This is a genomic window from Streptomyces sp. NPDC012510 (genome assembly GCF_042955065.1).
Lineage (GTDB): Bacteria > Actinomycetota > Actinomycetes > Streptomycetales > Streptomycetaceae > Streptomyces.
Genome location: NZ_JBIBEN010000004.1, coordinates 276,910 through 300,951, shown reverse-complemented (window position 1 = coordinate 300,951; position 24,042 = coordinate 276,910). Strand labels below are relative to the sequence as shown.

General features: G+C 68.5%; 20 protein-coding genes and 1 tRNA gene. 8 read left to right on the top strand and 13 right to left on the bottom strand.

The window, feature by feature from the left end; translation table 11 throughout:
* The first annotated feature begins 211 nt into the window (after nucleotides 1-211).
* Complete coding sequence (locus ACFY9I_RS09155; protein WP_390998666.1) at nucleotides 212-1,435, top strand: acyl-CoA dehydrogenase family protein; 1,224 nt, start codon at nucleotides 212-214, stop codon at nucleotides 1,433-1,435.
* 152 nt (nucleotides 1,436-1,587) lie between these two features.
* Here ACFY9I_RS09155 and ACFY9I_RS09150 read toward each other — a convergent pair whose 3' ends face one another.
* The 5 genes from ACFY9I_RS09150 to ACFY9I_RS09130 form a co-directional block, all read right to left on the bottom strand.
* Nucleotides 1,588-1,917 (bottom strand): rhodanese-like domain-containing protein, encoded by a 330-nt coding sequence (locus ACFY9I_RS09150; protein ID WP_390999159.1) that lies wholly within the window; start codon nucleotides 1,915-1,917, stop codon nucleotides 1,588-1,590.
* A 153-nt stretch (nucleotides 1,918-2,070) separates the two neighbouring features.
* Nucleotides 2,071-3,030 (bottom strand): hypothetical protein, encoded by a 960-nt coding sequence (locus ACFY9I_RS09145; protein ID WP_390998664.1) that lies wholly within the window; start codon nucleotides 3,028-3,030, stop codon nucleotides 2,071-2,073.
* Between the two features lie 76 nt (nucleotides 3,031-3,106).
* On the bottom strand, nucleotides 3,107-4,591 hold the full coding sequence (locus tag ACFY9I_RS09140) for a DUF2252 family protein (protein ID WP_390998662.1): 1,485 nt from the start codon (nucleotides 4,589-4,591) through the stop codon (nucleotides 3,107-3,109).
* Between the two features lie 333 nt (nucleotides 4,592-4,924).
* The gene (locus tag ACFY9I_RS09135; RefSeq protein ID WP_390998659.1) at nucleotides 4,925-7,735 is read right to left on the bottom strand and encodes a beta-L-arabinofuranosidase domain-containing protein; all 2,811 of its coding nucleotides are present in this window, start codon (nucleotides 7,733-7,735) and stop codon (nucleotides 4,925-4,927) included.
* Between the two features lie 451 nt (nucleotides 7,736-8,186).
* Nucleotides 8,187-8,270, bottom strand: a tRNA-Leu gene (locus ACFY9I_RS09130).
* A 485-nt stretch (nucleotides 8,271-8,755) separates the two neighbouring features.
* Between ACFY9I_RS09130 and ACFY9I_RS09125 the strand changes: the two genes are divergently transcribed.
* From ACFY9I_RS09125 to pknB, 6 genes are all read left to right on the top strand, one after another.
* Nucleotides 8,756-9,598, top strand: coding sequence for an FhaA domain-containing protein (locus ACFY9I_RS09125; RefSeq protein WP_390998657.1), 843 nt, complete (start codon nucleotides 8,756-8,758; stop codon nucleotides 9,596-9,598).
* Nucleotides 9,599-9,608: 10 nt separating this feature from the next.
* Complete coding sequence (locus ACFY9I_RS09120; protein WP_390998654.1) at nucleotides 9,609-10,142, top strand: FHA domain-containing protein; 534 nt, start codon at nucleotides 9,609-9,611, stop codon at nucleotides 10,140-10,142.
* A 98-nt stretch (nucleotides 10,143-10,240) separates the two neighbouring features.
* A complete protein-coding gene (locus ACFY9I_RS09115; protein WP_390999158.1) occupies nucleotides 10,241-11,803 on the top strand; it encodes a Stp1/IreP family PP2C-type Ser/Thr phosphatase in 1,563 nt (520 codons plus the stop codon).
* A 27-nt stretch (nucleotides 11,804-11,830) separates the two neighbouring features.
* Nucleotides 11,831-13,264, top strand: coding sequence for an FtsW/RodA/SpoVE family cell cycle protein (locus ACFY9I_RS09110; protein ID WP_390998651.1), 1,434 nt, complete (start codon nucleotides 11,831-11,833; stop codon nucleotides 13,262-13,264).
* Nucleotides 13,261-14,721: a penicillin-binding transpeptidase domain-containing protein gene (locus ACFY9I_RS09105; protein WP_390998648.1), complete on the top strand. Its 1,461-nt coding sequence runs from the start codon at nucleotides 13,261-13,263 to the stop codon at nucleotides 14,719-14,721. Before ACFY9I_RS09110 ends, ACFY9I_RS09105 begins: the two co-directional genes overlap by 4 nt.
* Nucleotides 14,722-14,890: 169 nt before the next feature.
* A complete protein-coding gene (gene pknB / locus ACFY9I_RS09100) occupies nucleotides 14,891-16,876 on the top strand; it encodes a Stk1 family PASTA domain-containing Ser/Thr kinase (protein WP_390998646.1) in 1,986 nt (661 codons plus the stop codon).
* Between the two features lie 173 nt (nucleotides 16,877-17,049).
* Here the strand turns inward: pknB and ACFY9I_RS09095 are convergent, their stop codons facing one another.
* The 6 genes from ACFY9I_RS09095 to ACFY9I_RS09070 are packed head-to-tail and all read right to left on the bottom strand — an operon-like array spanning nucleotide 17,050 to nucleotide 21,505.
* Nucleotides 17,050-17,787: a class E sortase gene (locus tag ACFY9I_RS09095; protein WP_390998644.1), complete on the bottom strand. Its 738-nt coding sequence runs from the start codon at nucleotides 17,785-17,787 to the stop codon at nucleotides 17,050-17,052.
* 32 nt (nucleotides 17,788-17,819) lie between these two features.
* Nucleotides 17,820-19,091 (bottom strand): class E sortase, encoded by a 1,272-nt coding sequence (locus ACFY9I_RS09090; RefSeq protein WP_390998642.1) that lies wholly within the window; start codon nucleotides 19,089-19,091, stop codon nucleotides 17,820-17,822.
* Nucleotides 19,088-19,738 (bottom strand): aminodeoxychorismate/anthranilate synthase component II, encoded by a 651-nt coding sequence (locus ACFY9I_RS09085; RefSeq protein ID WP_390998640.1) that lies wholly within the window; start codon nucleotides 19,736-19,738, stop codon nucleotides 19,088-19,090. Before ACFY9I_RS09085 ends, ACFY9I_RS09090 begins: the two co-directional genes overlap by 4 nt.
* Nucleotides 19,735-19,896 (bottom strand): hypothetical protein, encoded by a 162-nt coding sequence (locus ACFY9I_RS09080; protein ID WP_390998637.1) that lies wholly within the window; start codon nucleotides 19,894-19,896, stop codon nucleotides 19,735-19,737. Before ACFY9I_RS09080 ends, ACFY9I_RS09085 begins: the two co-directional genes overlap by 4 nt.
* Before the next feature lie 53 nt (nucleotides 19,897-19,949).
* Nucleotides 19,950-20,636, bottom strand: a complete 687-nt coding sequence (locus ACFY9I_RS09075) for a class E sortase (RefSeq protein WP_390998635.1) — start codon at nucleotides 20,634-20,636, stop codon at nucleotides 19,950-19,952.
* A gap of 23 nt (nucleotides 20,637-20,659) precedes the next feature.
* Nucleotides 20,660-21,505 carry a DUF881 domain-containing protein gene (locus ACFY9I_RS09070; RefSeq protein WP_390998632.1) on the bottom strand — a complete coding sequence of 282 codons (846 nt, stop codon included), beginning with the start codon at nucleotides 21,503-21,505 and terminating at the stop codon, nucleotides 20,660-20,662.
* Nucleotides 21,506-21,647: 142 nt separating this feature from the next.
* Between ACFY9I_RS09070 and crgA the strand changes: the two genes are divergently transcribed.
* Nucleotides 21,648-21,902, top strand: a complete 255-nt coding sequence (crgA, locus tag ACFY9I_RS09065) for a cell division protein CrgA (protein ID WP_033530586.1) — start codon at nucleotides 21,648-21,650, stop codon at nucleotides 21,900-21,902.
* Nucleotides 21,903-22,205: 303 nt separating this feature from the next.
* Here crgA and ACFY9I_RS09060 read toward each other — a convergent pair whose 3' ends face one another.
* Complete coding sequence (locus ACFY9I_RS09060; protein WP_390998628.1) at nucleotides 22,206-23,099, bottom strand: rhomboid family intramembrane serine protease; 894 nt, start codon at nucleotides 23,097-23,099, stop codon at nucleotides 22,206-22,208.
* A gap of 148 nt (nucleotides 23,100-23,247) precedes the next feature.
* A complete protein-coding gene (locus ACFY9I_RS09055; RefSeq protein WP_390998625.1) occupies nucleotides 23,248-23,781 on the bottom strand; it encodes a peptidylprolyl isomerase in 534 nt (177 codons plus the stop codon).
* Between the last annotated feature and the right edge of the window lie 261 nt (nucleotides 23,782-24,042).

Below are 24,042 nucleotides of genomic sequence, written 5' to 3'. Positions count from 1 at the left end.
AGCAGTCACATCGTCACACCGCTCACGCGGCACCCATGAGGTTATCCACAGCCGGGGCCACCTTACGGCGCGGTGGTCCACCATGAAGTCGGAGCAGATCAAGAGGGGGATGTGGGGTGCCGTTCCCCTGGCCCACTCAACGGCATTCCCTTCTTCTAGAACCTGTTCTATCTTGGCGCCCCGTCATCGGCGACACGGAAGGGGCGGGATCGTGGACTTCACGTTCACCGAGGAGCAGCAGGCGGCGGCCGACGCGGCGAAGGCGGTGTTCGCCGGGGTCGTGCCGGACGGCGTGCCGAGCCCGTCGCTCGTGCCGGGAGCCGTGGCTGAGGACTTCGACCGGTCGCTGTGGGCGAGGCTCGCCGACGCGGACCTGCTCAGCCTGCTGCTGCACCCCGCGTACGGCGGGTCGGGGCTCGACGCGATCGCGCTGTGCCTGGTGCTGCGCGAGTCGGCGAAGGTGCTGGCCAGAGTGCCGTTGCTGGAGAGCACCGCGGCCGCGGTGGCCGTGCAGGCACACGGGAGCGAGGAGCTGAAGGCGGAGCTCCTCCCGCGAGTCGGCCGGGGCGAGTCGGTCCTCACCGTCGCCGCACACGGCCGCACCGGGCACGACCCGGCCGAGCTGGCCGTGACCGCACGGCGGGGTGCCGACGGCGTCTGGGTCCTGGAGGGTGTGCAGACGGCGGTGCCATGGGCGTACGACGCGGACTTCGTCCTCGTCCCCGCGACGGTCCCACCGGAGCCGGTCACGCCCCGTGCCCCCGACGACCGACCGGACCCCGACGCCGTCGGCGCAGGTGACGGCGCCGGTGACAGCGCCGGTGACGGCCGCGTCGTGCTGGCCCTGGTTCCCCGCGTCCACGAAGGGGTGGTCCTCGCCGAGCAGATCTCCACCACCGGTGAACGGCTCGCCGAGCTACGGCTGGAGTCGGCACGAATCGCCGAGCGGGACGTCATCGACACGGACGGCGCCTGGGAGCGGCTGCGGGAGCTGCTGGCCACCGGGACCTGTGCTTCGGCCCTCGGGCTGGGCGAGAACGTACTCGGCATGACCAGCGAATACGCCGGCAAGCGGGAACAGTTCGGGTTCCCGATCGCCTCGTTCCAGGCCGTCGCCGTACAGGCCGCCGACCGCTTCATCGACCTGCGCGCGATGGAGGCGACCTTGTGGCAGGCCGCCTGGCGGATCACTTCCGGGGCGGGTGGTGCGCTGCCCGCGGCCGGGGATGTCGCCGTGGCCAAGATCTGGGCCTCGGAAGGCGTACGACGGGTGGTGCAGACGGCGCAGCATCTGCACGGCGGCTTCGGCGCCGACGTCGACTACCCGCTGCACCGCTACCACGCCTGGGCCAAGCACCTCGAACTGTCACTCGGCCCCGCGGCGGCTTACGAGGAAGCGCTGGGTGATTTGTTGGCAGCACACCCGCTGGGCTGAGCGCCGCGCACGCCGCGGCTCGGGGCACACACGAGCCCACCCGCACGCCGCCTGCCGGGAGCAGGACCTGCCTCGTACGCCCCCTGTCGAGACGACGCCCGCCCCCCACGTTCCTGCCGGCACAGCCGCTGCTCGCGCGGCCCGGACGCGCCCTAGAGGACGAACCCGGCCCCGCCCTTGTCATCCACCACCGGCCGACCGGTGGCGGCCCAGACCTGCATGCCGCCGTCCACGTTCACGGCGTCGATGCCCTGCTGGACGAGATACATGGTGACCTGCGCCGAGCGCCCGCCCGAGCGGCAGATCACATGGACCCTGCCGTCCTGCGGCGCCGCGTCGGTGAGCTCGCCGTAACGCGCCACGAACTCGCTGATGGGGATGTGCAGCGCCCCTTCGGCATGACCCGCCTGCCACTCGTCGTCCTCACGGACGTCCAGCAGAAAGTCATCGTCCTTGAGGTCCCCGACCTCGACCGTGGGCACACCAGCTCCGAATTGCATGCGTACGACGCTACCCGACCGAACAGCCGACGGGCCGAGCCGTCGCACACCGATCCCGCCCCGAGCCGGTCACGCGGCTGCCCGGCCCACTCGCCCACTCGCCCACTCGAAACGTCAAGAAAGGCTCGTTCCGGCCTACTCGTCCCGGCCGAGCAGCCCCGCCAGCTCCGCCTCACGCTGCTCGACCTCCGCCAGCAACTGGTCGGCGATCTCGTCGAGGAGACGGTCGGGGTCGTCGGGGGCGAGACGGAGCATCGAGCCGATGGCCCCCTCCTCCAGCTCCCGTGCGAGCAGCGCCAGAAGTTCCTTCCTCTGGGCCAGCCATTCGAGGCGGGCATACAGTTCCTCGGCACGACTCGGCCTACGCTCCTCCGGTACGGGCCCCGCCGCCCACTCCTCGGACAGCTCCCGCAACAGCGCCTCGTCACCCCGGCCGTACGCGGCGTTCACCCGAGATATGAACTCGTCCCGCCGCTCGCGCTCCTTGTCGTCCCGCGCCAGGTCCGGGTGGGCCGCGCGGACCAGCTCGCGGTAGAGCCTGCGGGCCTCGTCGCTCGGACGGACCCGCTCCGGAGGGCGTACGGGCTGATCGGTCAGCATGGCGGCGGCCTCGGGGAACAGGCCTTCCGAGTCCATCCAGCCGTGGAACAGCTCCTCCACGCCCGGCATGGGCATGACCCGGGCCCGCGCCTCCTGTGCCTTCCGCACATCCTCGGGGTCGCCCGTGCGCGCGGCCTTCGCCTCGGCGATCTGGGCGTCCAACTCGTCGAGCCGCGCGTACACGGGGCCGAGCTTCTGGTGGTGCAGCCGGGAGAAGTTCTCCACCTCGACCCGGAAGGTCTCCACGGCGATCTCGTACTCGATCAGCGCCTGCTCCGCCGCCCGCACGGCCCGCTCCAGCCGCGCCTCAGGCCGCTCCGCCCCGTCACCCTCACCCTCGACGGGCGCCTCCGCCTCGGAAAACGCGGCACCCTCGCCGGAGGCCTCGCTCTCGGCAGACGCGGCTCCCTCGGCACGTTCCGTGCCCCCATCGGGCTCTACTGGCTCGGCGGGGCTCTCGGCGGACGGTGTCTGCTCGGCTTCCGGGGTCGTCACCCGACCCAGCCTAGGCCACGGCTCCGAGCCCGACCGAAAGCCACCGGCCGACCGGGCCGCTCCGTCGACCCTCCCCTCAGACCCCCGTCTCCGCCGCTATCCGCCCCGCCCGTACCGCCTCCACCAGATCGGCGTGGTCCGCCTCCGTGCGGTCCGCGTACGTCGCGGCGAACGTGGCGATCGCCTCGTCGAGTTCGTCGTTCTTGCCGCAGTAGCCGGAGATGAGGCGAGGGTCGGCGCTGTGGGCGTGGGCGCGGGCGAGGAGGGCGCCGGTCATTCGGCCGTAGTCGTCGATCTGGTCGACGGAGAGAGCCGCGGGGTCGACGCTGCCCTTGCGGTTGCGGAACTGACGCACCTGGAAGGGAAGCCCGTCGACCGTGGTCCAGCCCAGGAGCATGTCACTGACGACTTGCATGCGCTTCTGGCCGAGGACCACCCGGCGACCCTCGTGCTCCACCTCCGGCACCTCGAAGCCGGCGATCGTCAGATGCGGTTCGAGCGCCGACGGGCGAGCCTCCTTCACCTGGAGGACGAGTGGTTCGCCGCGGTGGTCCAGAAGCAGCACCACGTAGGAGCGCGTGCCCACGCTGCCCGTGCCGACCACGCGGAACGCCACGTCGTGCACGGCGTAGCGGGCGAGCAGCGGGTGGCGGTCCTCGGAGAGCGTGTCCAGGTACTGTGCCAGGGAGGCGGCCACCGCCGCGGCCTCCTCGTCGCCCACGCGGCGCAGCACCGGCGGGGCGTCCACGAAGCGGCGGCCACCGTCCTCCACCTGTTCGGTGGCCTTGGCCGCGAAGCGGCCGCTCGTGTTCGCGCGGGCCTTCTCCGAGACCCGCTCGAGCGTGCCCAGCAGGTCATGGGCATCGGTGTGGGAGACCAGTTCCTCGTCCGCGATGGCGTTCCACGCGTCGAGCGCCGGAAGTTTGGCGAGGAGCCGCATCGTGCGCCGGTAGGCGCCGGTCGCGTCGTACGCCGCCTTGCGGCAGATGTCTTCCCCCGCGCCCGCCTCGCGGCCGGCGAGCACCAGGGAGGCGGCGAGGCGCTTGAGGTCCCACTCCCAGGGGCCGTGCACGGTCTCGTCGAAGTCGTTGAGGTCGATGACGAGGCCGCCGCGGGCGTCTGCGTACAGGCCGAAGTTGGCCGCGTGGGCGTCGCCGCAGATCTGGGCGCCGATGCCGGTCATGGGCGTACGGGCGAGGTCGTGGGCCATGAGGCCGGCCGAGCCGCGCAGGAACGCGAAGGGGGTGGCCGCCATCCTGCCGACCCGTATCGGGGTGAGGCCGGGGATCCGGCCCCGGCTGGACTCCTCCACGGCGGACACGGCGTCCGGCCGGTCGGTGGTGAGCACCAGGTCCGCGTGTGCGCTGCGGGGCACAGTCACGCGCAGGGCCTTGCCGTCGTCCTTGGGCGACCCCTCCGAGGGCCACCGCGCGAATCCCCGCACCCCTGGCACGCGCGGGCCGCCGGACCGCGACGCCGCTGTCTCCTCCTCGGCCTTCCGGCTTTCCGCCGACTCCTTTTCGGCCACCGGCCTCGCCGTCGTCGTACCAGCCTCCGTCACACCGACCGCCTCCCCCGCACACGTCCACGCACGAACATCAACTTGCGACGACGTTACAGCCGGTGGCCGAAACGCGTCAGACCCTGTGGACAACTCCGCGCTCCGACCGTCCGCGCCTGTGGAAACCCGGTCGGTCGGCACTCCGCCAAAACGCGGGCCGCACCGCCGGACCGGCCCCAGCCCGGGCCCGGACCTGGGCCCGGGTGAACGGTGGACGACGCGCAGCGGCCGTCTACCCCGAAGGCCCCGAAAGTCCGAAGAATCCGAAGGGTTCGAGAAGCGCCACGGGCGACCGCCGCGTCCGGGGAGCGACCGCCCGTGGCGATCCGGCCGTCAGGCCGCGTACGTCGCGTTCTGCGCGGTGGTCACCACCGTCTGGCCGTCGGCCTGGCTCAGCAGGCCGGCCGACACCCAGGAGTCGACGGTCGACCGCACACGCGCCACCAGCGCCCCCTTGTCGGCGAAGGGGGCCCCGGCCCAGATCTCGTCGAGCAGGGTCGTGCCGTCGGGCTTCGCCGGGTTGGCGACGCCCGAGTCGGTCCCCCCGAACACGACCTTCGGTTCGGAGCGCCTGACGTAGGCGTGCGTCGGGTCCTCGGTGCCTTCGTAGAAGGGGGCGAATTCGGTGCCGTTCAGCGTGTAGTGCAGCGGCTTTCCGCTCACCGGGGTGAGGGAGGGCAGCAGATCACCGGAGAGCCCGGCGTTGCGATACAGACCGAACGCCAAGTAACTCGTACTGCTGTTCCTGCCGACCAGGTTGACCGGCCCGTAGAACAGGGTCTGGAGCGACGGGTCGTCGAGCGCCTTCTCCACCCGCAACCGGAACGGGATCGTCACCCGTACGACGTCCCCGCTGCGCCAGGTGCGCGAGGGAATCGTGAAGTAGCTGCCGGCGGCCGGGGTGCCGCTCACCGCACTGCCGTTGACGGTCACGCGGAAGCCGGCCGTCGCCCAGGACGGCACCCGCAGCCGCAGTTCGAAGGCCGCGCTGCCGCCCCCGATGGTGATCGTGGTGCCCTGCTCGCGCGGGTAGTCGGTGGTCTGTGTGACGGTCACGCCCTTGGCCGACCAGTCCAGCGTGGCGGCGCTGTACAGGTTGACGTAGAGCGCGCCGCCGTCGGCCTTGGTGAAGTACACCGAGTCCTGGTACTTGGTGGCACTCTCCATGCCGGTGCCCTCGCAGCAGGTGGTGCCCTGCTTGGGGGTGTAGTCGCGCACATGGCCGGGCTGCAGCCCGATGAAGTACGTGACCAGCGGTTTCTCCGCGTCGGCCTTGTCCTGCTTGGAGCCGAGGACCTGGTTGAGCAGGGCTCGCTCGTAGTAGTCCATGTACTTCGGGTCCTGCTCGTGGAAGAACAGGCTCCTGCTCAGCTTGAGCAGGTTGTACGCACAGCAGGTCTCGGCGTTGGTGTCGCTGATCGTCCCCGAGACGATCCCGCGCGCCTTCCAGAACTCGGCCGTGCTGGTGCCGCCGATCCCGTACATGCGCTGCGGGATCACCATGCCCCAGAAGTTCTTCGCGGCGGTCAGATAGCGGGTCTCACCCGTCGCGTCGTACAGCCGGACGTAACCGGTCATGATCGGGATGTGCTGGTTGGCGTGCAGGCCGTCCAGGATGTCGGTGTTCGCGGCGCAGGCGTCGATGAGCTTGTCGAGGTCGAACAGCTTGGCGAGCGCGAGATGGTCGGCCTTGCCCGTGATCGAGTACAGGTCGACGATCGCCTCGACGATGCCGCCGAACTCGCCGCTGGAGAAGATGCCCCACATCCGCTGGAGTGTGGCGTCGGGCAGCTTGGACAGCCGGGAGTACATCCAGTCGCACAGGCCGGACGCCAGGTCGAGCGCCCGGGCGTCGTCCGTGGCGAGGTAGGCGTCGAGCAAGCCCTTGAGGATCTTGTGCGCGGTGTAGTACGGCGCCCACACCTTGGTGTAGTCGGCGCTGGTCCGCGTCTCCAGATCGATGAACTGCGTCTCCGGGTACGCGGCGAGGAAGCCGGCGTGGCTGGGTCCGCCCCAGGTGCGGCGCAGCGTGGCGGTCAGAGCGCGCCCGGAGGCGTCGTCGAAGGTTCCGCCGGAGGTGGCGAAGAAGTAGTACGACGCGAGGTTGCCGAGCCCTGCGGAGGACCTCTTGGCCTCGTTGGTCTGCAGCGAGGTGATCTCAGCCGCGGTCAGGGCCCGCGACCAGACGTTGAACTCGTCGAAGGCGCCCGCGAAGACCGGGTCTCCGGCGTAGTTCGAGCGGCCCAGCCAGTTGTTCGTCAGGGTGCCCAGGACGGACGGGTTCAGCGTCATCGAGGTGTTCTGGGCGACGGCGGTGCCGTTGACGTAGAGCGTGCCCGTGCTGCCGGAGATGGTCACCGCCAGATGGCTCCACTGGTTCAGCGGCAGCGCGGTGGTGCCGTTGAGAGCCTGTTCCCCGCCCGCGCCGCTGGTGGTGATGGCGAATCGGGGTACCCCGCTTCCATTGCGGGAGGCCAGGTACATGTACCGGCTGGTGTTGTTGCCGAAGTCGAATATCCGCTGCCAGTTGGCGTTGTGGGTGGGCTTGACCCAGACCGACAGGGTGATCGCCGAGGCCCCGCCGAGCACGGCGGCCGGCAGGTCGATGTACTGGTACGAGCCCCGGACGTTCTCGTGCGCGCCGCCCCACTTGCCGGCGACGGCGAGCATGCGCGGATCGTTGCGCAGCGCCTCCCGCACCTCGGTGAGCGCACCGACCATGGTCCGGATCTTGTCGGCGTACACCTGATCCCCGGTGCTCGCGTACGCCTGCGCCAGCATGGTCAGGAAATGCCCCGTGTAGTGACCGCGCAGGTTGCCGTTGGCCTCGCCGTCGAGCCCCTCCCAGCCGCCGGGGGCCACCGCGCCCTTGGTGGAGAGCCCCGCGTTGGCGCGAAAGACCTGCAGCATCCGGTCGACGTCGTAGCCACGGCCGTGGTCGAGCATCAGTTGCCGTTTGTCGGCGAACAGACCCTGGCCGAGCTTCACGTCCTTGAGCTCGAACGGCCGGACCGACCAGGTGGACGGCGTAGGAACGGTGGCGGCGACCGCACGGCCACCGCCCGCCCCGAAGGAGAATCCGGGTGCGGCCGCGGCGAGCATCGCGGACTGGAGGAGAAAACGTCTGGAGAGGGGCGGTGCCATGTGCGCCTCGTCTCTGGGAGGTGTGGGGGCACTGGAAGGTCACCCCAGCATGAGCGTGTTCGACATTACGAACGTTGTGCGATTTTCCGACCAGAAGATAGGTACACGACAGGCGAGCGTCAACGGTACTGACGTATTTCTCGGGACCGAAGCGGTGCGGGCCAGCACGCGAACAGCCACTCGGCACCGTTTCACGTGAAACATCCCGCGTATGAACACTTACGGTGATTCACATCATGCTGACCTCGGCCGCACCTTGACCGCGCACACGGGACGGGGCACGCCCCCACGCCGTCTCGTGCCACCGGAAGCTGAAAGCCCTTACTGAATCTCCTGAGAGACTCCTCACACTTCAGGGCTCTCATGGTCGGCCGTGGAACCTCTTCGGCGCGACGGACCAGCAGACAAAAAGAAGCGGTCTCATCGTGATCACGATGAGACCGCTTCGCTGTGCGCGAGGGGGGAGTTGAACCCCCACGCCCTTGCGGGCACTGGAACCTGAATCCAGCGCGTCTGCCTATTCCGCCACCCGCGCATTAGGTGTGTCCTCGGGCCCCGTCCTTGCGGTGTTGGCGCCTTCCGACATCGAGAAGATTAGCACGCTGGCGAGGGTGGCTTCACATCACTTGTCCGCGGCCGTCCCCGGGCCACGGGGGCGTGACCGGCGGACCAGCGCTGACCGAACACACGGCCCCTCCGGGCGCGTATCAACGAGTGCTGCTTCGCGTATCAACCTCGTACCGGTCCCGGCCATCTCCACTGGAGAGGGACGGGGCGCACAGTCCGGTGCGGGACACTGGTCTCGCGCCGCCTCTACGATCCTTGCAGGAGTTCGGTCGGGGAGAGTTCGAAGAGCAGCTCCGACGGGAATCCGGGAGGGGACCTCAGTGGGCGTCGACACCGGGTGACACCGGTCGACCGGGCCGACAGGGGGAACCAGCCGATTTCCTGGCGCGTGGATACGATCAGTAAGCAGTACCGACGCGGTACGCAGAGCGGTGACGACGGAGGAGGTGCCCTATGGGAGTCCTGAAGAAGTTCGAGCAACGCCTCGAAGGTCTGGTCAACGGCACCTTCGCCAAGGTGTTCAAGTCCGAGGTCCAGCCCGTGGAAATCGCGGGAGCGCTCCAGCGCGAGTGCGACAACAACGCGACCATCTGGAACCGCGACCGCACGGTCGTCCCCAACGACTTCATCGTGGAGTTGAGCACGCCCGACTTCGAGCGCCTCAGCCCCTACTCCGGCCAGCTGGGCGACGAGCTCGCCGGGATGGTGCGCGACTACGCCAAGCAGCAGCGTTACACCTTCATGGGACCGATCAAGGTCCATCTGGAGAAGGCCGACGACCTCGACACCGGTCTGTACCGGGTGCGCAGCCGTACGCTCGCCTCCTCCACCAACCAACAAGCCCCCGGGGGCGCCCCGGCGAGCCCCGCCGCAGGCCGTCCCGGTGGTTACGGCTATCCGCCCACCGCCGCACCCGCGGGCGCCCCGCCGATGCCGGCCACGCCGCCGCCCGGCGGCCGCCCCGGCGCCGCCCCGCTCGGCCAGCGGCCGCCCGCCGCTCCGACGGCCGGTGGACGCACGCGCTACTGGATCGAGATCAACGGCACCCGCCACCAGATCTCCCGCCCGACGCTGGTGCTGGGCCGCAGCACCGAAGCCGACGTGCGGATCGACGACCCCGGCGTCTCCCGCCGGCACTGCGAGATCCGGACCGGAACGCCCTCGACGATCCAGGATCTCGGATCCACCAACGGCATCGTGGTGGACGGGCAGCACACCACCCGCGCTACGCTCCGCGACGGCTCGCGGATCGTCGTGGGCAGCAGCACCATCATTTACCGGCAAGCCGAAGGGTGAAGCGGGGGCAATGTCAGAGCTGACCCTCACGGTCATGCGGCTGGGTTTCCTGGCCGTACTGTGGCTGTTCGTGATCGTGGCCGTGCAGGTCATCCGCAGCGACCTGTTCGGTACGCGCGTCACCCAGCGGGGGTCGCGCCGGGAGAGCGCGCGGTCGCAGAACGCCGCCCGGCAGGCCGCGCCCCCGCAGCAGCGCGGCCAGCAGCCCGCGCCCACGCCCGCTTCCGGCGGCGGCCGCCGCGGGCGCAACGCCCCGACCAAGCTCGTGGTCAGCGAGGGCACACTGACCGGCACGACCGTGGCGCTGCAGGGCCAGACCATCACCCTGGGCCGCGCCCACGACTCCACGATCGTGCTGGACGACGACTACGCCTCCAGCCGGCATGCCCGGATCTACCCGGACCGCGACGGTCAGTGGATCGTCGAGGACCTGGGGTCCACCAACGGCACCTATCTCGACCGGAACCGACTGACGACTCCCACGCCGATTCCGCTGGGCGCGCCGATCCGCATCGGCAAGACCGTCATCGAGCTGCGGAAGTAGTGCTACATCATGAATGAGCGCGAGCGGAGCGAGCACGCAGTGGCGGCGCCCACCGCCGGCCCCGGCGCGCTCCCGACCGGAGGGTGGGCACCGTGCGGATGTACCCGGAGCCGACGGGCGAGGTGCGCATGAGTCTGTCACTGCGCTTCGCCGCCGGATCGCACAAAGGCATGATCCGCGAGGGCAACGAGGACTCGGGCTACGCCGGTCCCCGGCTGCTTGCGATCGCCGACGGCATGGGCGGTCAGGCGGCCGGCGAGGTCGCCTCCTCCGAGGTGATCTCCACCCTGGTCACGCTCGACGACGACATCCCCGGCTCCGACATCCTCACCTCCCTCGGCACCGCCGTGCAGCGCGCCAACGACCAGCTGCGCGCGATGGTCGAGGAGGACCCCCAGCTGGAGGGCATGGGCACCACGCTCACCGCTCTGCTGTGGACCGGCCAGCGGCTCGGCCTCGTGCACGTCGGCGACTCCCGCGCGTACCTCCTCAGGGACGGCGTCCTCACCCAGATCACCCAGGACCACACCTGGGTGCAGCGTCTGGTCGACGAGGGCCGCATCACCGAGGAGGAGGCCACCACCCACCCGCAGCGCTCCCTGCTGATGCGTGCGCTGGGCAGCGGCGAACACGTCGAACCCGACCTCTCCATCCGCGAGGTCCGCGCCGGCGACCGGTATCTGATCTGCTCCGACGGCCTGTCCGGTGTGGTGTCCCACCAGACGATGGAGGACACCCTCGCCAGCTACCAGGGCCCTCAGGAGACGGTGCAGGAGCTGATCCAGCTCGCGCTGCGCGGCGGCGGCCCGGACAACATCACGGTCATCGTCGCCGACGTGCTCGACCTCGACACCGGTGACACCCTCGCCGGGCAGCTCTCCGACACCCCGGTCGTGGTCGGGGCGGTCGCCGAGAACCAGCTGCACCTGCAGGACAACGGCATCATGCAGACCCCCGCCGGTCGGGCCTCCGGCCTCGGCCGACAGGGCCACGGCCAGGGCGGAGGCGGCGAGTTCGGCCCGCCCGGCTCCGGCGGCACCACCGGGTACATGCCTGCGGCGGGCAGCTTCGGAGACTACTCCGACGACGACTTCGTCAAGCCGCGCAAGAAGCGCAAGTGGCTCAAGAGATCCTTCTTCGGCATCCTCGCCCTCGCCGTGATCGGCGGGGGCCTGTACGGCGGCTACCGCTGGACGCAGACGCAGTACTACGTGGGCGCCAACAAGGACCATGTGGCGCTTTACCGCGGCATCAGCCAGGACCTGGCGTGGATCTCGCTCTCGAAGGTGGAGAAGGACCACCCCGAGATCGAACTCAAGTACCTGCCGTCGTTCTGGCAGAAGCAGGTCGAGGCCACGATCCCGCAGGGCAACCTGGGCGACGCCCGGAAGAAGATCGAGGAACTGTCCACCCAGGCGTCGGCGTGCAAGAAGAACGCCGAGCGCCGCGAGGCGGCGGACAACAACGCCAAGACCGGCGAGGGCGAGGCCGGCGGCGTCACGGGAACCACGAAGACCTCCCTCACGTCCAAGGCCACACCGTCCCCGACGTCGAGCCCGTCGACGTCCCCCACCCCGACCCAGACCGCACCCACACCGTCGACCGGCCCCAGCCTCTCGGAGGAGGAGCAGGAGCTGGTCTCGCGGTGCGGTGAGCAGTAGGCAAGCCGCGAGGGGCCCACGCACACGATGAGCAGTACTACCAACACGTCGACGCAGCACACGTCCACGATCGGCGCGATCGGCGCTCCGAGCCGACGCAACACCGAGCTGGCGCTGCTGGCGTTCGCGGTCGTCATCCCGGTGTTCGCCTACGCCAACGTGGGTCTCGCCCTCAACGACAAGGTCCCGGCCGGACTGGCCGCCTATGGTCTCGGTTTCGGTCTACTGGCCGGCATCGGCCATGTCGTGGTCCGCAAGTTCGCGCCGTACGCGGACCCGCTGATGCTGCCGCTGGCAACGCTGCTGAACGGGCTGGGGCTGGTGGCCATCTGGCGCCTGGACCAGTCGGAGCGGCTGCAGCTCAGCCGCACGTACGTCGAGGCCTCTCCGCGGCAGCTGCTGTACTCCGCGCTGGGCGTCGCCCTGTTCATCATCGTGCTGATCTTCCTCAAGGACCACCGCGTCCTGCAGCGCTACACGTACATCTCCATGGCGGCCTCGCTCGTCCTGCTGATGCTGCCGCTCGTGCCCGGCCTCGGTCTGAACGTCTTCGGCGCGAAGATCTGGATCTCCATCGCCGGGTTCACGATTCAGCCCGGTGAGTTCGCGAAGATCGTCATCGCGGTCTTCTTCGCCGGCTACCTCATGGTCAAGAGAGACGCTCTGGCCCTCGCCAGCCGCCGCTTCATGGGCCTGTACCTGCCGCGTGGCCGCGACCTCGGTCCCATCCTGGTCGTCTGGGCGATGTCCATCCTGATCCTGGTCTTCGAGACGGACCTCGGTACGTCACTGCTGTTCTTCGGCATGTTCGTGATCATGCTGTACGTCGCCACCGAGCGCACGAGCTGGATCGTCTTCGGCCTGCTGATGTCCGCCGCCGGCGCCGTCGGCGTCGCCTCGTTCGAGATCCACGTGCAGCAGCGCGTCCAGGCCTGGCTCGACCCCATGGGCGAGTGGGAACTCTCCAAGACCACGCTCGGCCACTCCGCGCAGTCCATGGAGGCCCTGTGGGCCTTCGGCTCCGGCGGCACCCTCGGCACCGGCCTCGGCCAGGGCAACTCCGACCTCATCGGCTTCGCCGCCAACTCCGACTTCATCCTCGCCACATTCGGTGAGGAACTGGGCCTCGCCGGTGTCATGGCGATCCTGCTGCTCTACGGGCTGATCGTGGAGCGCGGCATCCGCACCGCGCTCGCGGCCCGCGACCCGTTCGGCAAGCTGCTGGCAGTCGGTCTTTCCGGCGCATTCGGCCTCCAGGTCTTCGTGGTGGCCGGCGGCGTCATGGGCCTGATCCCGCTGACCGGTATGACGCTGCCGTTCGTGGCGTACGGCGGTTCGTCCGTCATCGCCAACTGGGCGCTGATCGGCATCCTGCTGCGCATCAGCGACACCGCGCGCCGCCCGGCACCGTCGCCCGCCCCGAACCCCGACGCCGAGATGACCCAGGTGGTCCGACCGTGAACAAGCCCCTGCGCCGGATCGCGATCTTCTGCGGGCTCCTCATCCTCGCCCTGCTCATCCGCGACAACTGGATCCAGTACGTCCAGGCCGACTCCCTGAAGACGGACAGCAAGAACCGCCGGGTGGCCATCGAGCGCTACGGCACCCCGCGCGGCGACATCATCGTCGACGGCAAGGCGATCACCGGGTCCGTCGAGACCAAGGGCACCGACTACAAGTTCAAGCGCACCTGGAAGAACGGCGAGATGTGGGCGCCGGTCACCGGCTACTCCTCCCAAATCATCGGTGCCACCCAGCTGGAGAGCCTCGAGGACGGCATCCTCACCGGGAACGACGACCGGCTCTTCTTCCGGAACACGCTGGACATGATCACCGGCAAGAAGAAGGAGGGCGGCAGCGTCGTCACCACCCTCAACGCCGCCGCGCAGAAGGCGGCCTTCGAGGGCCTCGGTGACAAGAAGGGCGCCGTCGCCGCGATCGACCCCAAGACCGGCGCGATCCTCGCGCTGGCCTCCACGCCGTCGTACGACCCGTCGACCTTCGCCGGGATCAGCAGCAAGGACAGCAAGGCCTTCCAGAAGCTGGACAAGGACCCCGACAAGCCGATGCTGAACCGCGCGCTGCGCGAGACCTACCCGCCCGGCTCCACGTTCAAGGTGGTCACGGCCGCCGCAGCGCTTGAGAACGGCGCCGTCTCGGACATCGACGACAAGACGGACAGCCCGGAGCCGTACCAGCTGCCCGGCACGAGGACCGACCTCACCAACGAGCACGGGGTGTGCAAGAACGCCACGCTCCGCTACGCGCTGGAGCAGTCCTGCAACACGGTCTTCGGCAAGCTCTCCGACACCGTCCGCAACGACAAGATGCGTGAGCAGGCCGAGAAGTTCGGCTTCAACGAGAGCGAGCTGGACATCCCGGTCCGCGCCGCCGAAAGCGTGTACCCCGAGGACAACCGTCCGCAGAACGCCATGGCCGGCATCGGTCAGGCATCGAACCGCGCCACCCCGCTCCAGATGGCCATGGTCGCCTCCGCCGTCGCCAACGAGGGCAAGCTGATGAAGCCGTACATGGTCGACCAGTTGCGCGCCTCCAGCCTCGACATCATCGAAAAGCATGAGCCCGAGCAGCTCTCCCAGGCGGTCTCGGCGGAGACCGCCCAGAAGCTGCAGGACATGATGGAGACCGTCGTCAAGACCGGCACGGGCACCAGGGCGCAGATCCCGAACGTCACCGTCGGCGGCAAGACCGGTACCGCGCAGCACGGCCTGGACAACAAGGAGAAGCCGTACGCCTGGTTCATCTCGTACGCCAAGCTCAGCGACGGCAGCTCGCCGGTCGCGGTGGCCGTGGTCGTCGAGGACGGTGCGGCCGACCGCGGTGACATCTCCGGTGGTGGTCTCGCCGCCCCGATCGCGAAGAGCGTGATGCAGGCAGTGATCAACAGCAAGAAGTGACCCCGCTCACGTCGCCTTCGCAAAGGTGCACGTTGTGATACCGGTCCTGTATCGGGTGACGCGGTTGGCCAGGTCACAGAAGGCGAGCCGGGTACCGTATGCCCGGAGCACAGCCGCCGGACCACACATGGGTGCGGTCGGGACCGACGGAGAGGGCTGGTAGGAAGCTATGGAAGAGCCGCGTCGCCTCGGCGGCCGGTACGAGCTGGGCCAGGTGCTCGGCCGTGGTGGCATGGCGGAGGTCTACCTCGCGATGGACACCCGCCTCGGCCGCACCGTGGCGGTGAAGACGCTGCGAGCGGACCTCGCGCGCGACCCCACCTTCCAGGCCCGGTTCCGCCGGGAGGCCCAGTCGGCCGCCTCGCTCAACCACCCCGCGATCGTGGCGGTCTACGACACGGGCGAGGACTACATCGACGGGGTCTCGATCCCGTACATCGTCATGGAGTACGTCGAGGGCTCGACCCTCCGTGAGCTTCTTCACAGCGGCCGCAAGCTGCTGCCGGAGCGGGCCATGGAGATGACCATCGGCATCCTCCAGGGACTGGAGTACGCCCACCGCAACCAGATCGTCCACCGCGACATCAAGCCGGCCAACGTCATGCTGACGCGCAACGGCCAGGTCAAGGTGATGGACTTCGGCATCGCCCGCGCCATGGGCGACGCCGGTATGACGATGACGCAGACGTCCGCGGTCATCGGCACCGCCCAGTACCTCTCCCCGGAGCAGGCCAAGGGCGAGCAGGTGGACGCCCGCTCCGACCTGTACTCGACGGGCTGTCTGCTCTACGAGCTGCTGACGGTCCGCCCGCCGTTCGTGGGCGACTCCCCCGTGGCAGTCGCCTACCAGCACGTGCGGGAGGAACCGCAGCCCCCGAGCGTCTTCGATCCGGAGATCACGCCGGAGATGGACGCCATCGTCCTGCGTGCCCTGGTCAAGGACCCGGACTACCGCTACCAGTCCGCCGACGAGATGCGCGCCGACATCGAGGCCTGCCTCGACGGCCAGCCCGTCGCGGCCACGGCGGCCATGGGCTCGGTCGGCTACGGCGGCTACCCCGACGACCAGCCGACCACCGCCCTGCGCGCCGACGCCGGTGCCACGACGATGCTGCCACCGGTAGGCCCGGACGACGGCTACGGCTACGACGACCGCCAGGGCCGCCGCCGCCAGCAGAAGAAGAACAACACCTCGACGATCCTCCTGGTCGTCGCGGGTGTCCTGGTGCTGATCGGCGCGATCCTCATCGGACAGTGGATGTTCCCGGGCAACGATGCCTCCAACGACACCCTCAAGACGCCGTACTTCATCGGCCAGACCGAGGCGGAGGCCAAACAGGCGGCCGGCAACGTCGACCTCAAGGTGACGACATCCAAGGACGAGTGCGAGGACCAGGCGACGGGAAACGTCTGCCAACAGACACCCGCCGCCGACGACCCCATCAAGAAGGGCGAAACCGTCGCCCTGGTGATCTCTACGGGCGCTCCCAAGGTCAGCGTCCCCGATGTCCAGGGAGTCCAGTTCGACGAGGCCCAGGCCACGCTCGAGAAGAAGGGCTTCGAGGTCGACAGGAAGACGGAGGAGTCCGACCGCACCCCGGGCATCGTGATCGAGCAGGACCCGGCCAGCGGCAAGCTCGAGAAGGGCTCCACGGTCACGCTGACGGTCGCCAAGGCTCCGGAGAAGGAAACCGTCCCGGACGTCTCCCGGCAGGACTGTGAGCGCGCCAAGAACCAGATGGCGGCCAACAACCTCGTCGGCACCTGCACCGAGGTGGAGACCGACGACGACAGCCTGGTCGGCAAGGTCGTCGCGACCAGCCCTGAGGCGGGGACCGAGCTCAACAAGGGCGACACGGTCACCATCCAGATCGGCAAGAAGGCCGAGGAGCAGAAGGCCAAGGTCCCGAACGTCGTCGGCCGAACCGTGGGGGAGGCCAAGCAGATCCTGCAGCAGGCCGGCTTCACCAACATCCAGTTCGCAGGCGGCAGCGACCAGAGCGACACCGCGTTCGTCACCGACCAGGACCCGGACGGCGGCAACGACGCCGACCCGGCCCAGACGACGATCACCCTCGCTTCGGTCGGCTTCGGCGGTGGCAACAACGGCAACAACAACAATGGCGGGAACGACGGCGGCGGCTTCTTCGACTAGCGTCACCGGTTCCCGCGGCGAGGAATGATCCACGGCCTCGTTCCCGGACAACGAAGGAGCCCCCGGCACCCTCTACCGAGAGGGTGCCGGGGGCTCCTTCGTTGTCCTGATGTTTCACGTGAAACCGGATGTTTCACGTGAAACATGCCTACGACTGAAGCACCGACCACGCGCTAGCGCAGTTCCTTCGGCAGGGTGCGCTCCGCGTTCACCCGCTCCACGCGCTCCAGCTCGCCCCAGACGATGTACCGGTACCGGGAGGTGTATACGGGCGTGCATGTGGTGAGGGTGATGTACTTGCCGGCCTTCTTCCTGCCGGACTCCTTGGGGATGTTCGAGAGGACCTTGACGTTGTACTTCGAGGTCTCGGTGAGGGTGTCGTAGACCTTGTAGACGTACCAGTTGTCACGGGTCTCGAAGACGATCGAGTCGCCCTTCTCGAGCTTGTCGATGTTGTGGAACTTGGCGCCGTGGCCGTCGCGGTGGGCGGCGAGGGTGAAGTTGCCGTCCTTGTCGGAGGTGGGGAGCGTCGCCTTGACCGGGTCGGTGTAGTAGCCGGCGACACCGCCGTTGAGGACCTTGGTGGAGGTGCCCTTCTTCACCAGGACCTCGCCGTTGTCCATGGCGGGCACGTGGAGGAAGCCGATGCCGTCCTTGGTGTCCAGGGCACCCGGGCTGTCGTCGGCCGCCGCCCAGTTGTCGCGGACCCCCTGCGCTTCCTTGTCCGCCTCACGGTCGGCGAGGACGTTGGTCCACCACAGCGAGTAGACGACGAACAGACCGAGCAACAGGCCTGCGGTGATGAGGAGTTCACCGAAGACACTGACCGCCATGGCGATCCGGCCCGTGCCACGGCGTCGCGGCGCGGTCTCGGACGTGTCCGTCTTCTCTTCGGTGTCCTCGGTGGTCACTGCCACAGTTTCTTCCGCCCTTGGTCGAGCCCCTACTGGACGAGCGCGTCGGGCTTCCCCTCACTGCGCGGCCGTTCCTCCACCATCTTGCCCCACACGATCATGCGGTACTTGCTCGTGAACTCGGGCGTGCAGGTGGTCAGCGTGATGTAGCGGCCCGGCTGTGTGAAGCTGGACCCCGGCGGTACGGGATTCAGCACACTGACGTTGGACGGAGGCGTCACCGGCAGGATCGCGGCCATGTCATAGACGTAGTACGTGTTCTGCGTCTCCACGACGATCGGATCGCCGGGCTTGAGCCGGTTGATGTACCGGAACGGTTCACCATGGGTGTTGCGGTGACCCGCGACACCGAAGTTGCCCGTCTTGTCCTCGGGCATCGCCGTCTGGTCGTAGTGCCCGACCATGCCGCGGTCCAGCACCGTCGGCTTGTGGATGCCCTCGGCGATGGGCACGACGACGTCCAGCTTGGGAATGTGCAGGATGGCGAAGCCCTGCCCCGGCTCGAACGCGCCCGGCGCCCGCTTGCCGTTCTTCCACTCCTCCTGCAGGCTCGTCGCCTCCCTGCCCGCCTGCTGGTGGGCCCGGATGTTCGACCACCAGAGCTGGTACGTGACGAACAGCAGCATCACCACACCGGTGGTGATGAACACCTCGCCGATGACCCGGCTCGCGATCACGCCGACGCTGGGCTTCTGCGCCCGGGCCGCCCGCCGTGCCTCGATCCGGGAGAGGGGTGCCGAGGTCGACGCCTCACCGGCCGTGGCTAAGGGCTTCTCGGGCTCCTGAGAGCCTCTGGAGGCCGCGTGGGCGCCCTGGGAGCCTCCATGCCTCCCGTGCCGTCTCGCGGCCTTACGACGGGCCGCACGGCCCACGGTGACGGCGGAGGGAGGTATCGCATCGGCCGCGGCGGCTGTGCGCCGAGCCTCCTCGACCCGGAGCGCCACGGTCTCCTCGTCGATGGGAGGGTGTTCCTGAGCGGTGTCGGTCCACATCCCCTCGGCTACGGTCGCCGTTCCGTACGCCTCGGACAGGCCGTCGTACGACGCCTGGGCACGCGGCTGATGGCCTTCGTACGGTTCGTAGGAGGGCTCCGGGTACGGCTGGTGCTGCCCGTACCAGTCACCCTGGGCGTGGTCCGGGAGCTGCTGGGCCTCTCGGACGGCCCACTGCTGCTGGGGCTCGGCCGTGGCGGCGTACGGCACCCCGGACGGGAAGGCCTCCGCCTCGAACGACTCGGCGCCCCCGTACGCGGCCTCGCCGCCGTAGGGGGCACTCTCGCGCTCGGGGCGCAGGGCCGTCACGCCGTAGCCCTGCCCACCACGGGGGCCAGCCCGGTCGACCTGGCCACGGCCCCTTGGTCGCCGCATTCGGTCAGCCAGTTGGCGAGCATGCGGTGGCCGTGCTCCGTGAGCACCGACTCGGGGTGGAACTGCACACCCTCCACGGGCAGTTCACGGTGCCTGAGACCCATGATGATCCCGTCGTGGGTGCGCGCCGTGACCTCCAGCTCGGCCGGTACGGTCGCTGGCTCGGCGGCCAGGGAGTGGTAGCGGGTCGCCGTGAAGGGGGTCGGCAGGCCCGCGAAGACCCCCTTGCCCTCGTGCTCCACCAGCGACGTCTTGCCGTGCAGCAGCTCGGGCGCACGGTCCACGACACCGCCGTACGCCACCTGCATGGACTGCATGCCGAGGCAGACGCCGAAGACGGGGACGCCGGTCGCGGCACAGTGGCGGACCATGTCGACGCACACGCCGGCCTCCTCGGGGGTGCCGGGTCCGGGGGACAGGAGCACGCCGTCGAAGCCGTCCTGGGCGTGCGAGGTCGTCACCGCGTCGTTGCGCAGCACCTCGCACTCGGCGCCCAGCTGGTACAGGTACTGGACCAGGTTGAAGACGAAGCTGTCGTAGTTGTCGACGACGAGGACCCGGGCGGGTCGGGCGGCACTCACTGGTCGTTCACCGTCACATCGTTGAAGGGCAGCAGGGGCTCCGCCCAGGGAAAGACGTACTGGAAGAGGGCATAGACGACGGCCAGGGTCAGCACGACGGAAATCAACGCCTTCACCCATACGTTGCCCGGCAGATGTCGCCAGATCCAGCCGTACATGCCGTCCCTTCCTTCACACCACGGCACCGGTCTCACGCCGTACCGCCACCAGACTAACGGCGTAGTGCCTCCGGTTTCCCGGCCTCCACAGGCTGTGTGGATTCCAGATGCCCCCAGACGATCAACCGATGGCTGTGTCCCCACTCCGGGTCGCATGTCGTCAACGTCAGATAGCGGCCCGCGCGTGTGTACCCCGATTTCTTCGGCACGGGGTCGATGACCTGGACGTCCGTGGGCAATGTCCGGTGAGGTCCCTTGTCGATGACGTACGTGAACCAGGTCGCTCCGTCGCTCAGGACGACCGCGTCGCCGGGGCGCAGCTCGGGAAAATCTTTGAAGGGATCACCGTAGGTACGGCGATGGCCGGCCACCGCGAAGTTCCCCTTCTGCCCCAGCTGCGCGGTGTTCGCATAGTGACCGAGCCCTTTTTTGAGAGTGCCCGTCTTTGTGCCTTCGAGGACAGGCTTGCTCCACGTGAGACCAAGGCGCGGGACGTACATGAGGGCGAAGGGCTCGGCGTCCTCGTACGGGGCGGGCGGCTCGGGAGCCGCCGAGGCGCCCGGGGCGAACGTGGGCCGCGTCGGCTGCTGCGCCCACCGGTCCTGGAGGATCTCGACCTGGTGGTCCATCTCGGTGTCGGCCTTCACACCGGTCCAGAACAGCACGTAGACGACGAAGAGCACGATCAGGGTACCGACGGTGATGCAGAGTTCGCTGACGGTCCTGACGATCACGCGCACCGACACGGGCCCCCCGGCTGCCGTTACTCCACGGGCTTCGCGTACTTCAGATCCACTGTGCCCGAGTAGCCGGGAAGAGTCACCGGCCCGTCCTCGGTGACTTTCCACCCCAGCCCGTAGACATTGACGTACACCATGTAGTTCTGGATGGCCTCGCTCGCGGCGAGCGCCCTCTGGAGCTTCTCCGGGTCCCCGACCGCCTGGATCTTGTACGGGGGTGAGTAGACGCGGCCCTGGAGGATCAGGGTGTTGCCGACGCAGCGCACGGCGCTGGTGGAGATCAGTCGCTGGTCCATGACCTTGATGCCCTGGGCGCCGCCGAGCCACAGGGCGTTCACCACGGCCTGCAGGTCCTGCTGGTGGATGACCAGGTAATCGGGCTGAGGTTCGGGGTAGCCGGGCAGCTTGGCGGTGGCGTCCGGCGGGGCGTCGTCGAGGGTGACGGTGAGAGCCTCGCCCTTGAGCTTCTGGGTGCCGGCGTTCTTCTCCAGCGCCTTGAGCCGGGCGTCCTCGGCATCGGTGCTGCCGTCGTCCCGTTCGGCGAGGGCCTCGACGTCGTCCCGGAGCACCGCGTTGGACTCGTCGAGTTGTCCGTTCTTGTGGCTGCGTTCCTGGATCAGGTCGGAGAGTCTGAGCAGCGAGGCGTCCGTCCGGATGTTGGTGCCCTTGGCCGTGTCGAAGCTGGTGAAGAAGATCAGCCCGGCGAGGGCGAAGACTCCGACGGTGAGCACACGCACGGGCCGGAAGCCGCCTCGGGAGGAGGCGTCGCCGTTCCCGGCGGCGTCGGTGCCTGTCCCGGAGGAGTCGGTGGCACCGTCCTCCAGGGGGGTGCCGGAACCAGCCTCGGGGGAGTCGGCTGAATTGCTCAACGTACCCTTATCTCCTTAGGCGCCGCGGAAGCACTACGCTAACGGACGCCCGGGGGAGCATTCAGTGTCCCCTTGTACGCTGCCCCGGAGCCCGCCACAGTTCCCTGCGCGGCCACGCAGCGCATCGACAGGAGAGACCCTCGTGCCGAAGTCACGTATCCGCAAGAAGGCCGACTACACGCCGCCGCCGTCCAAGCAGGCCACGAATATCAAGCTGAACAGCAGCGGCTGGGTGGCTCCCGTCATGCTGGCCATGTTCCTCATCGGACTGGCATGGATCGTCGTCTTCTATGTGACCGACGGCTCGTTGCCGATCGACTCTCTCGGCAACTGGAACATCGTGGTCGGCTTCGGCTTCATCGCCGCGGGATTCGGCGTCTCGACCCAGTGGAAGTAGCGGTCTCCGCTCGGTGGAAGCAGCTCTGACCAGAGCTATCCACGGAGTTATCCACAGGCGTTTTCCACAGTGGGGAAAAAGAACGACGATCTGTGGATAACTCACTGGACGTTGACGCCGGTATGACTGCCCCATCACCAGCCGCAAGCATGTTCGCCCCCTGCCTGACCTGCACAAACGCAGGTCAGCGACAGGGGGCACACATGTTCCCGCACCCTATGCACAAGATCCGCCACGGTCTGTGGACAACAGTGCCGCACCGATGCCGAACGGGTGCCTGACCTGTGACGGACCGGAGTCATCTCAGGTCAGCTGGGTGGTCCTGATCAGTGTCATGATCACCACGGCGATCAGGACAAGGGCACACACCCCGTACTGGATCAGCGCCCGGCGCTCCCGGGGTGCGTGCACCATCGCATAACCGATCACGACGCCGCCCACGAGCCCGCCCACATGCGCCTGCCAGGAGATGTTGAACATCGGGCTGAAGGTGAAGATCAAGTTGATCACCAGCAGGATGATCAGCGGGCGCATGTCGTACTTGAGGCGGCGCATGAGCACGCCGGTCGCACCGAAGAGGCCGAAGATGGCGCCGGACGCACCGAGCGAGTGTTGATCGGGCGCGGCCAGCAGGTAGGTGAGCACGCTCCCGGCGAGACCGGAGACGAAGTAGAGCGTCAGATAACGGGCACGGCCGAGGGCCGCTTCCAGCGGACCGCCGATCCACCACAGGCTGAGCATGTTGAACAGGATGTGGGTGACGCCGATGTGCAGGAACATCGATGTCAGCAGCCGGTACCACTGACCCTCGGCGACGCCCTGGAGCGAGGAACCCAGTCCCGGAACCCAGTCCTGGCCGATCAGGTCGAACCGGTCGGTGAAGCGGTCACCCGCCTGCATCTGCACCAGGAAGAGGAACAGGTTCACGCCGATCAGGATCTTGGTGAGGAGGCGGGGATCAGCGGTGACCGTGCCGCCCGCGACAGTGCGCGGGGCGGAGGCGGACGGCGCGTGGCCCGTGCCGGAGCCACCGCGGACGCACTCGGGGCACTGGAAGCCCACGGAGGCGCTCACCATGCACTCGGGGCAGATGGGGCGCTCGCAGCGGGTACAGCTGATACCGGTCTCGCGGTCCTGGTGTCGGTAGCAGGTGGGCAGGCTCCGCGCGTCCGGCGAACTGCTCGGCACCTGGTCCATGGGGTCCCCTCCGTCTCGAGTGTGGAACCAATCGCCCCGCCCATCCTTACGGATGAGCGGGGCGATTGGTTCCCTTCGGGACCTTGTGGAACCTTTCGGGTCCGTGGGGAGCCAGGCACGCTCAGCCCTGGCGGTGAACCCCGAGAGCTCAGCCCTGGCGGGTCTCGACGACGACCGACTCGATCACGACGTCGTTGACCGGCCGGTCGGTGCGCGGGTTGGTCTGGATGGCCGCGATGGCGTCCACGACCTTCTGGCTGCCCGCGTCGACGACCTCACCGAAAATGGTGTGCTTGCGGGTCAGCCACGCCGTCGGGGCGACGGTGATGAAGAACTGCGAGCCGTTGGTGCCCGGACCCGCGTTGGCCATGGCCAGGAGGTAGGGCTTGTCGAAGGCGAGGTCCGGGTGGAACTCGTCCGCGAACTGGTAGCCGGGACCGCCGGTACCGTTGCCCAGCGGGTCACCGCCCTGGATCATGAATCCACTGATCACCCGGTGGAAGACTGTGCCGTCGTAGAGCTTGTCCGTGGACTTCTGGCCGGTGGCCGGGTTGGTCCACTCACGCTCGCCCTGGGCGAGCTCGACGAAGTTACGGACCGTCTTGGGCGCGTGGTTCGGCAGCAGCCGCACCTCGATGTCGCCGTGGTTGGTCTTCAGGGTGGCGTACAGCTGCTCAGCCACGATCTGCCTTCCGTTGTCCTCTGTGACTCCCCCGATCCTCGCACGGACCACGCTGTCCGTCCCCCGACGCCCACGCTCTTGTACGACAGGTGCGCGGAAAACCGGTCGAGTACCCCCGGTATCGGAGCGCTTCGCGACGATCCGTGGCATTGTCGGCACTGTCGTGGACAAGTTCCCGTTGCCCCCGATTCATCCTCTCTTGCACGTGATCGGTTCATGACCGGCTCCTGCTCGATGATCGGCCGGAGCCGGTGCCCATGA

Bases quoted from the DNA above. Each gene is read 5' to 3' on its own strand.
- ACFY9I_RS09135 (WP_390998659.1), bottom strand. From the start codon at position 7,735: ATGGCACCGCCCCTCTCCAGACGTTTTCTCCTCCAGTCCGCGATGCTC.
- ACFY9I_RS09125 (WP_390998657.1), top strand. From the start codon at position 8,756: ATGGGAGTCCTGAAGAAGTTCGAGCAACGCCTCGAAGGTCTGGTCAAC.
- ACFY9I_RS09120 (WP_390998654.1), top strand. From the start codon at position 9,609: ATGTCAGAGCTGACCCTCACGGTCATGCGGCTGGGTTTCCTGGCCGTA.
- ACFY9I_RS09115 (WP_390999158.1), top strand. From the start codon at position 10,241: ATGTACCCGGAGCCGACGGGCGAGGTGCGCATGAGTCTGTCACTGCGC.
- ACFY9I_RS09110 (WP_390998651.1), top strand. From the start codon at position 11,831: ATGAGCAGTACTACCAACACGTCGACGCAGCACACGTCCACGATCGGC.
- pknB (WP_390998646.1), top strand. From the start codon at position 14,891: ATGGAAGAGCCGCGTCGCCTCGGCGGCCGGTACGAGCTGGGCCAGGTG.
- ACFY9I_RS09080 (WP_390998637.1), bottom strand. From the start codon at position 19,896: ATGTACGGCTGGATCTGGCGACATCTGCCGGGCAACGTATGGGTGAAG.
- ACFY9I_RS09060 (WP_390998628.1), bottom strand. From the start codon at position 23,099: ATGGACCAGGTGCCGAGCAGTTCGCCGGACGCGCGGAGCCTGCCCACC.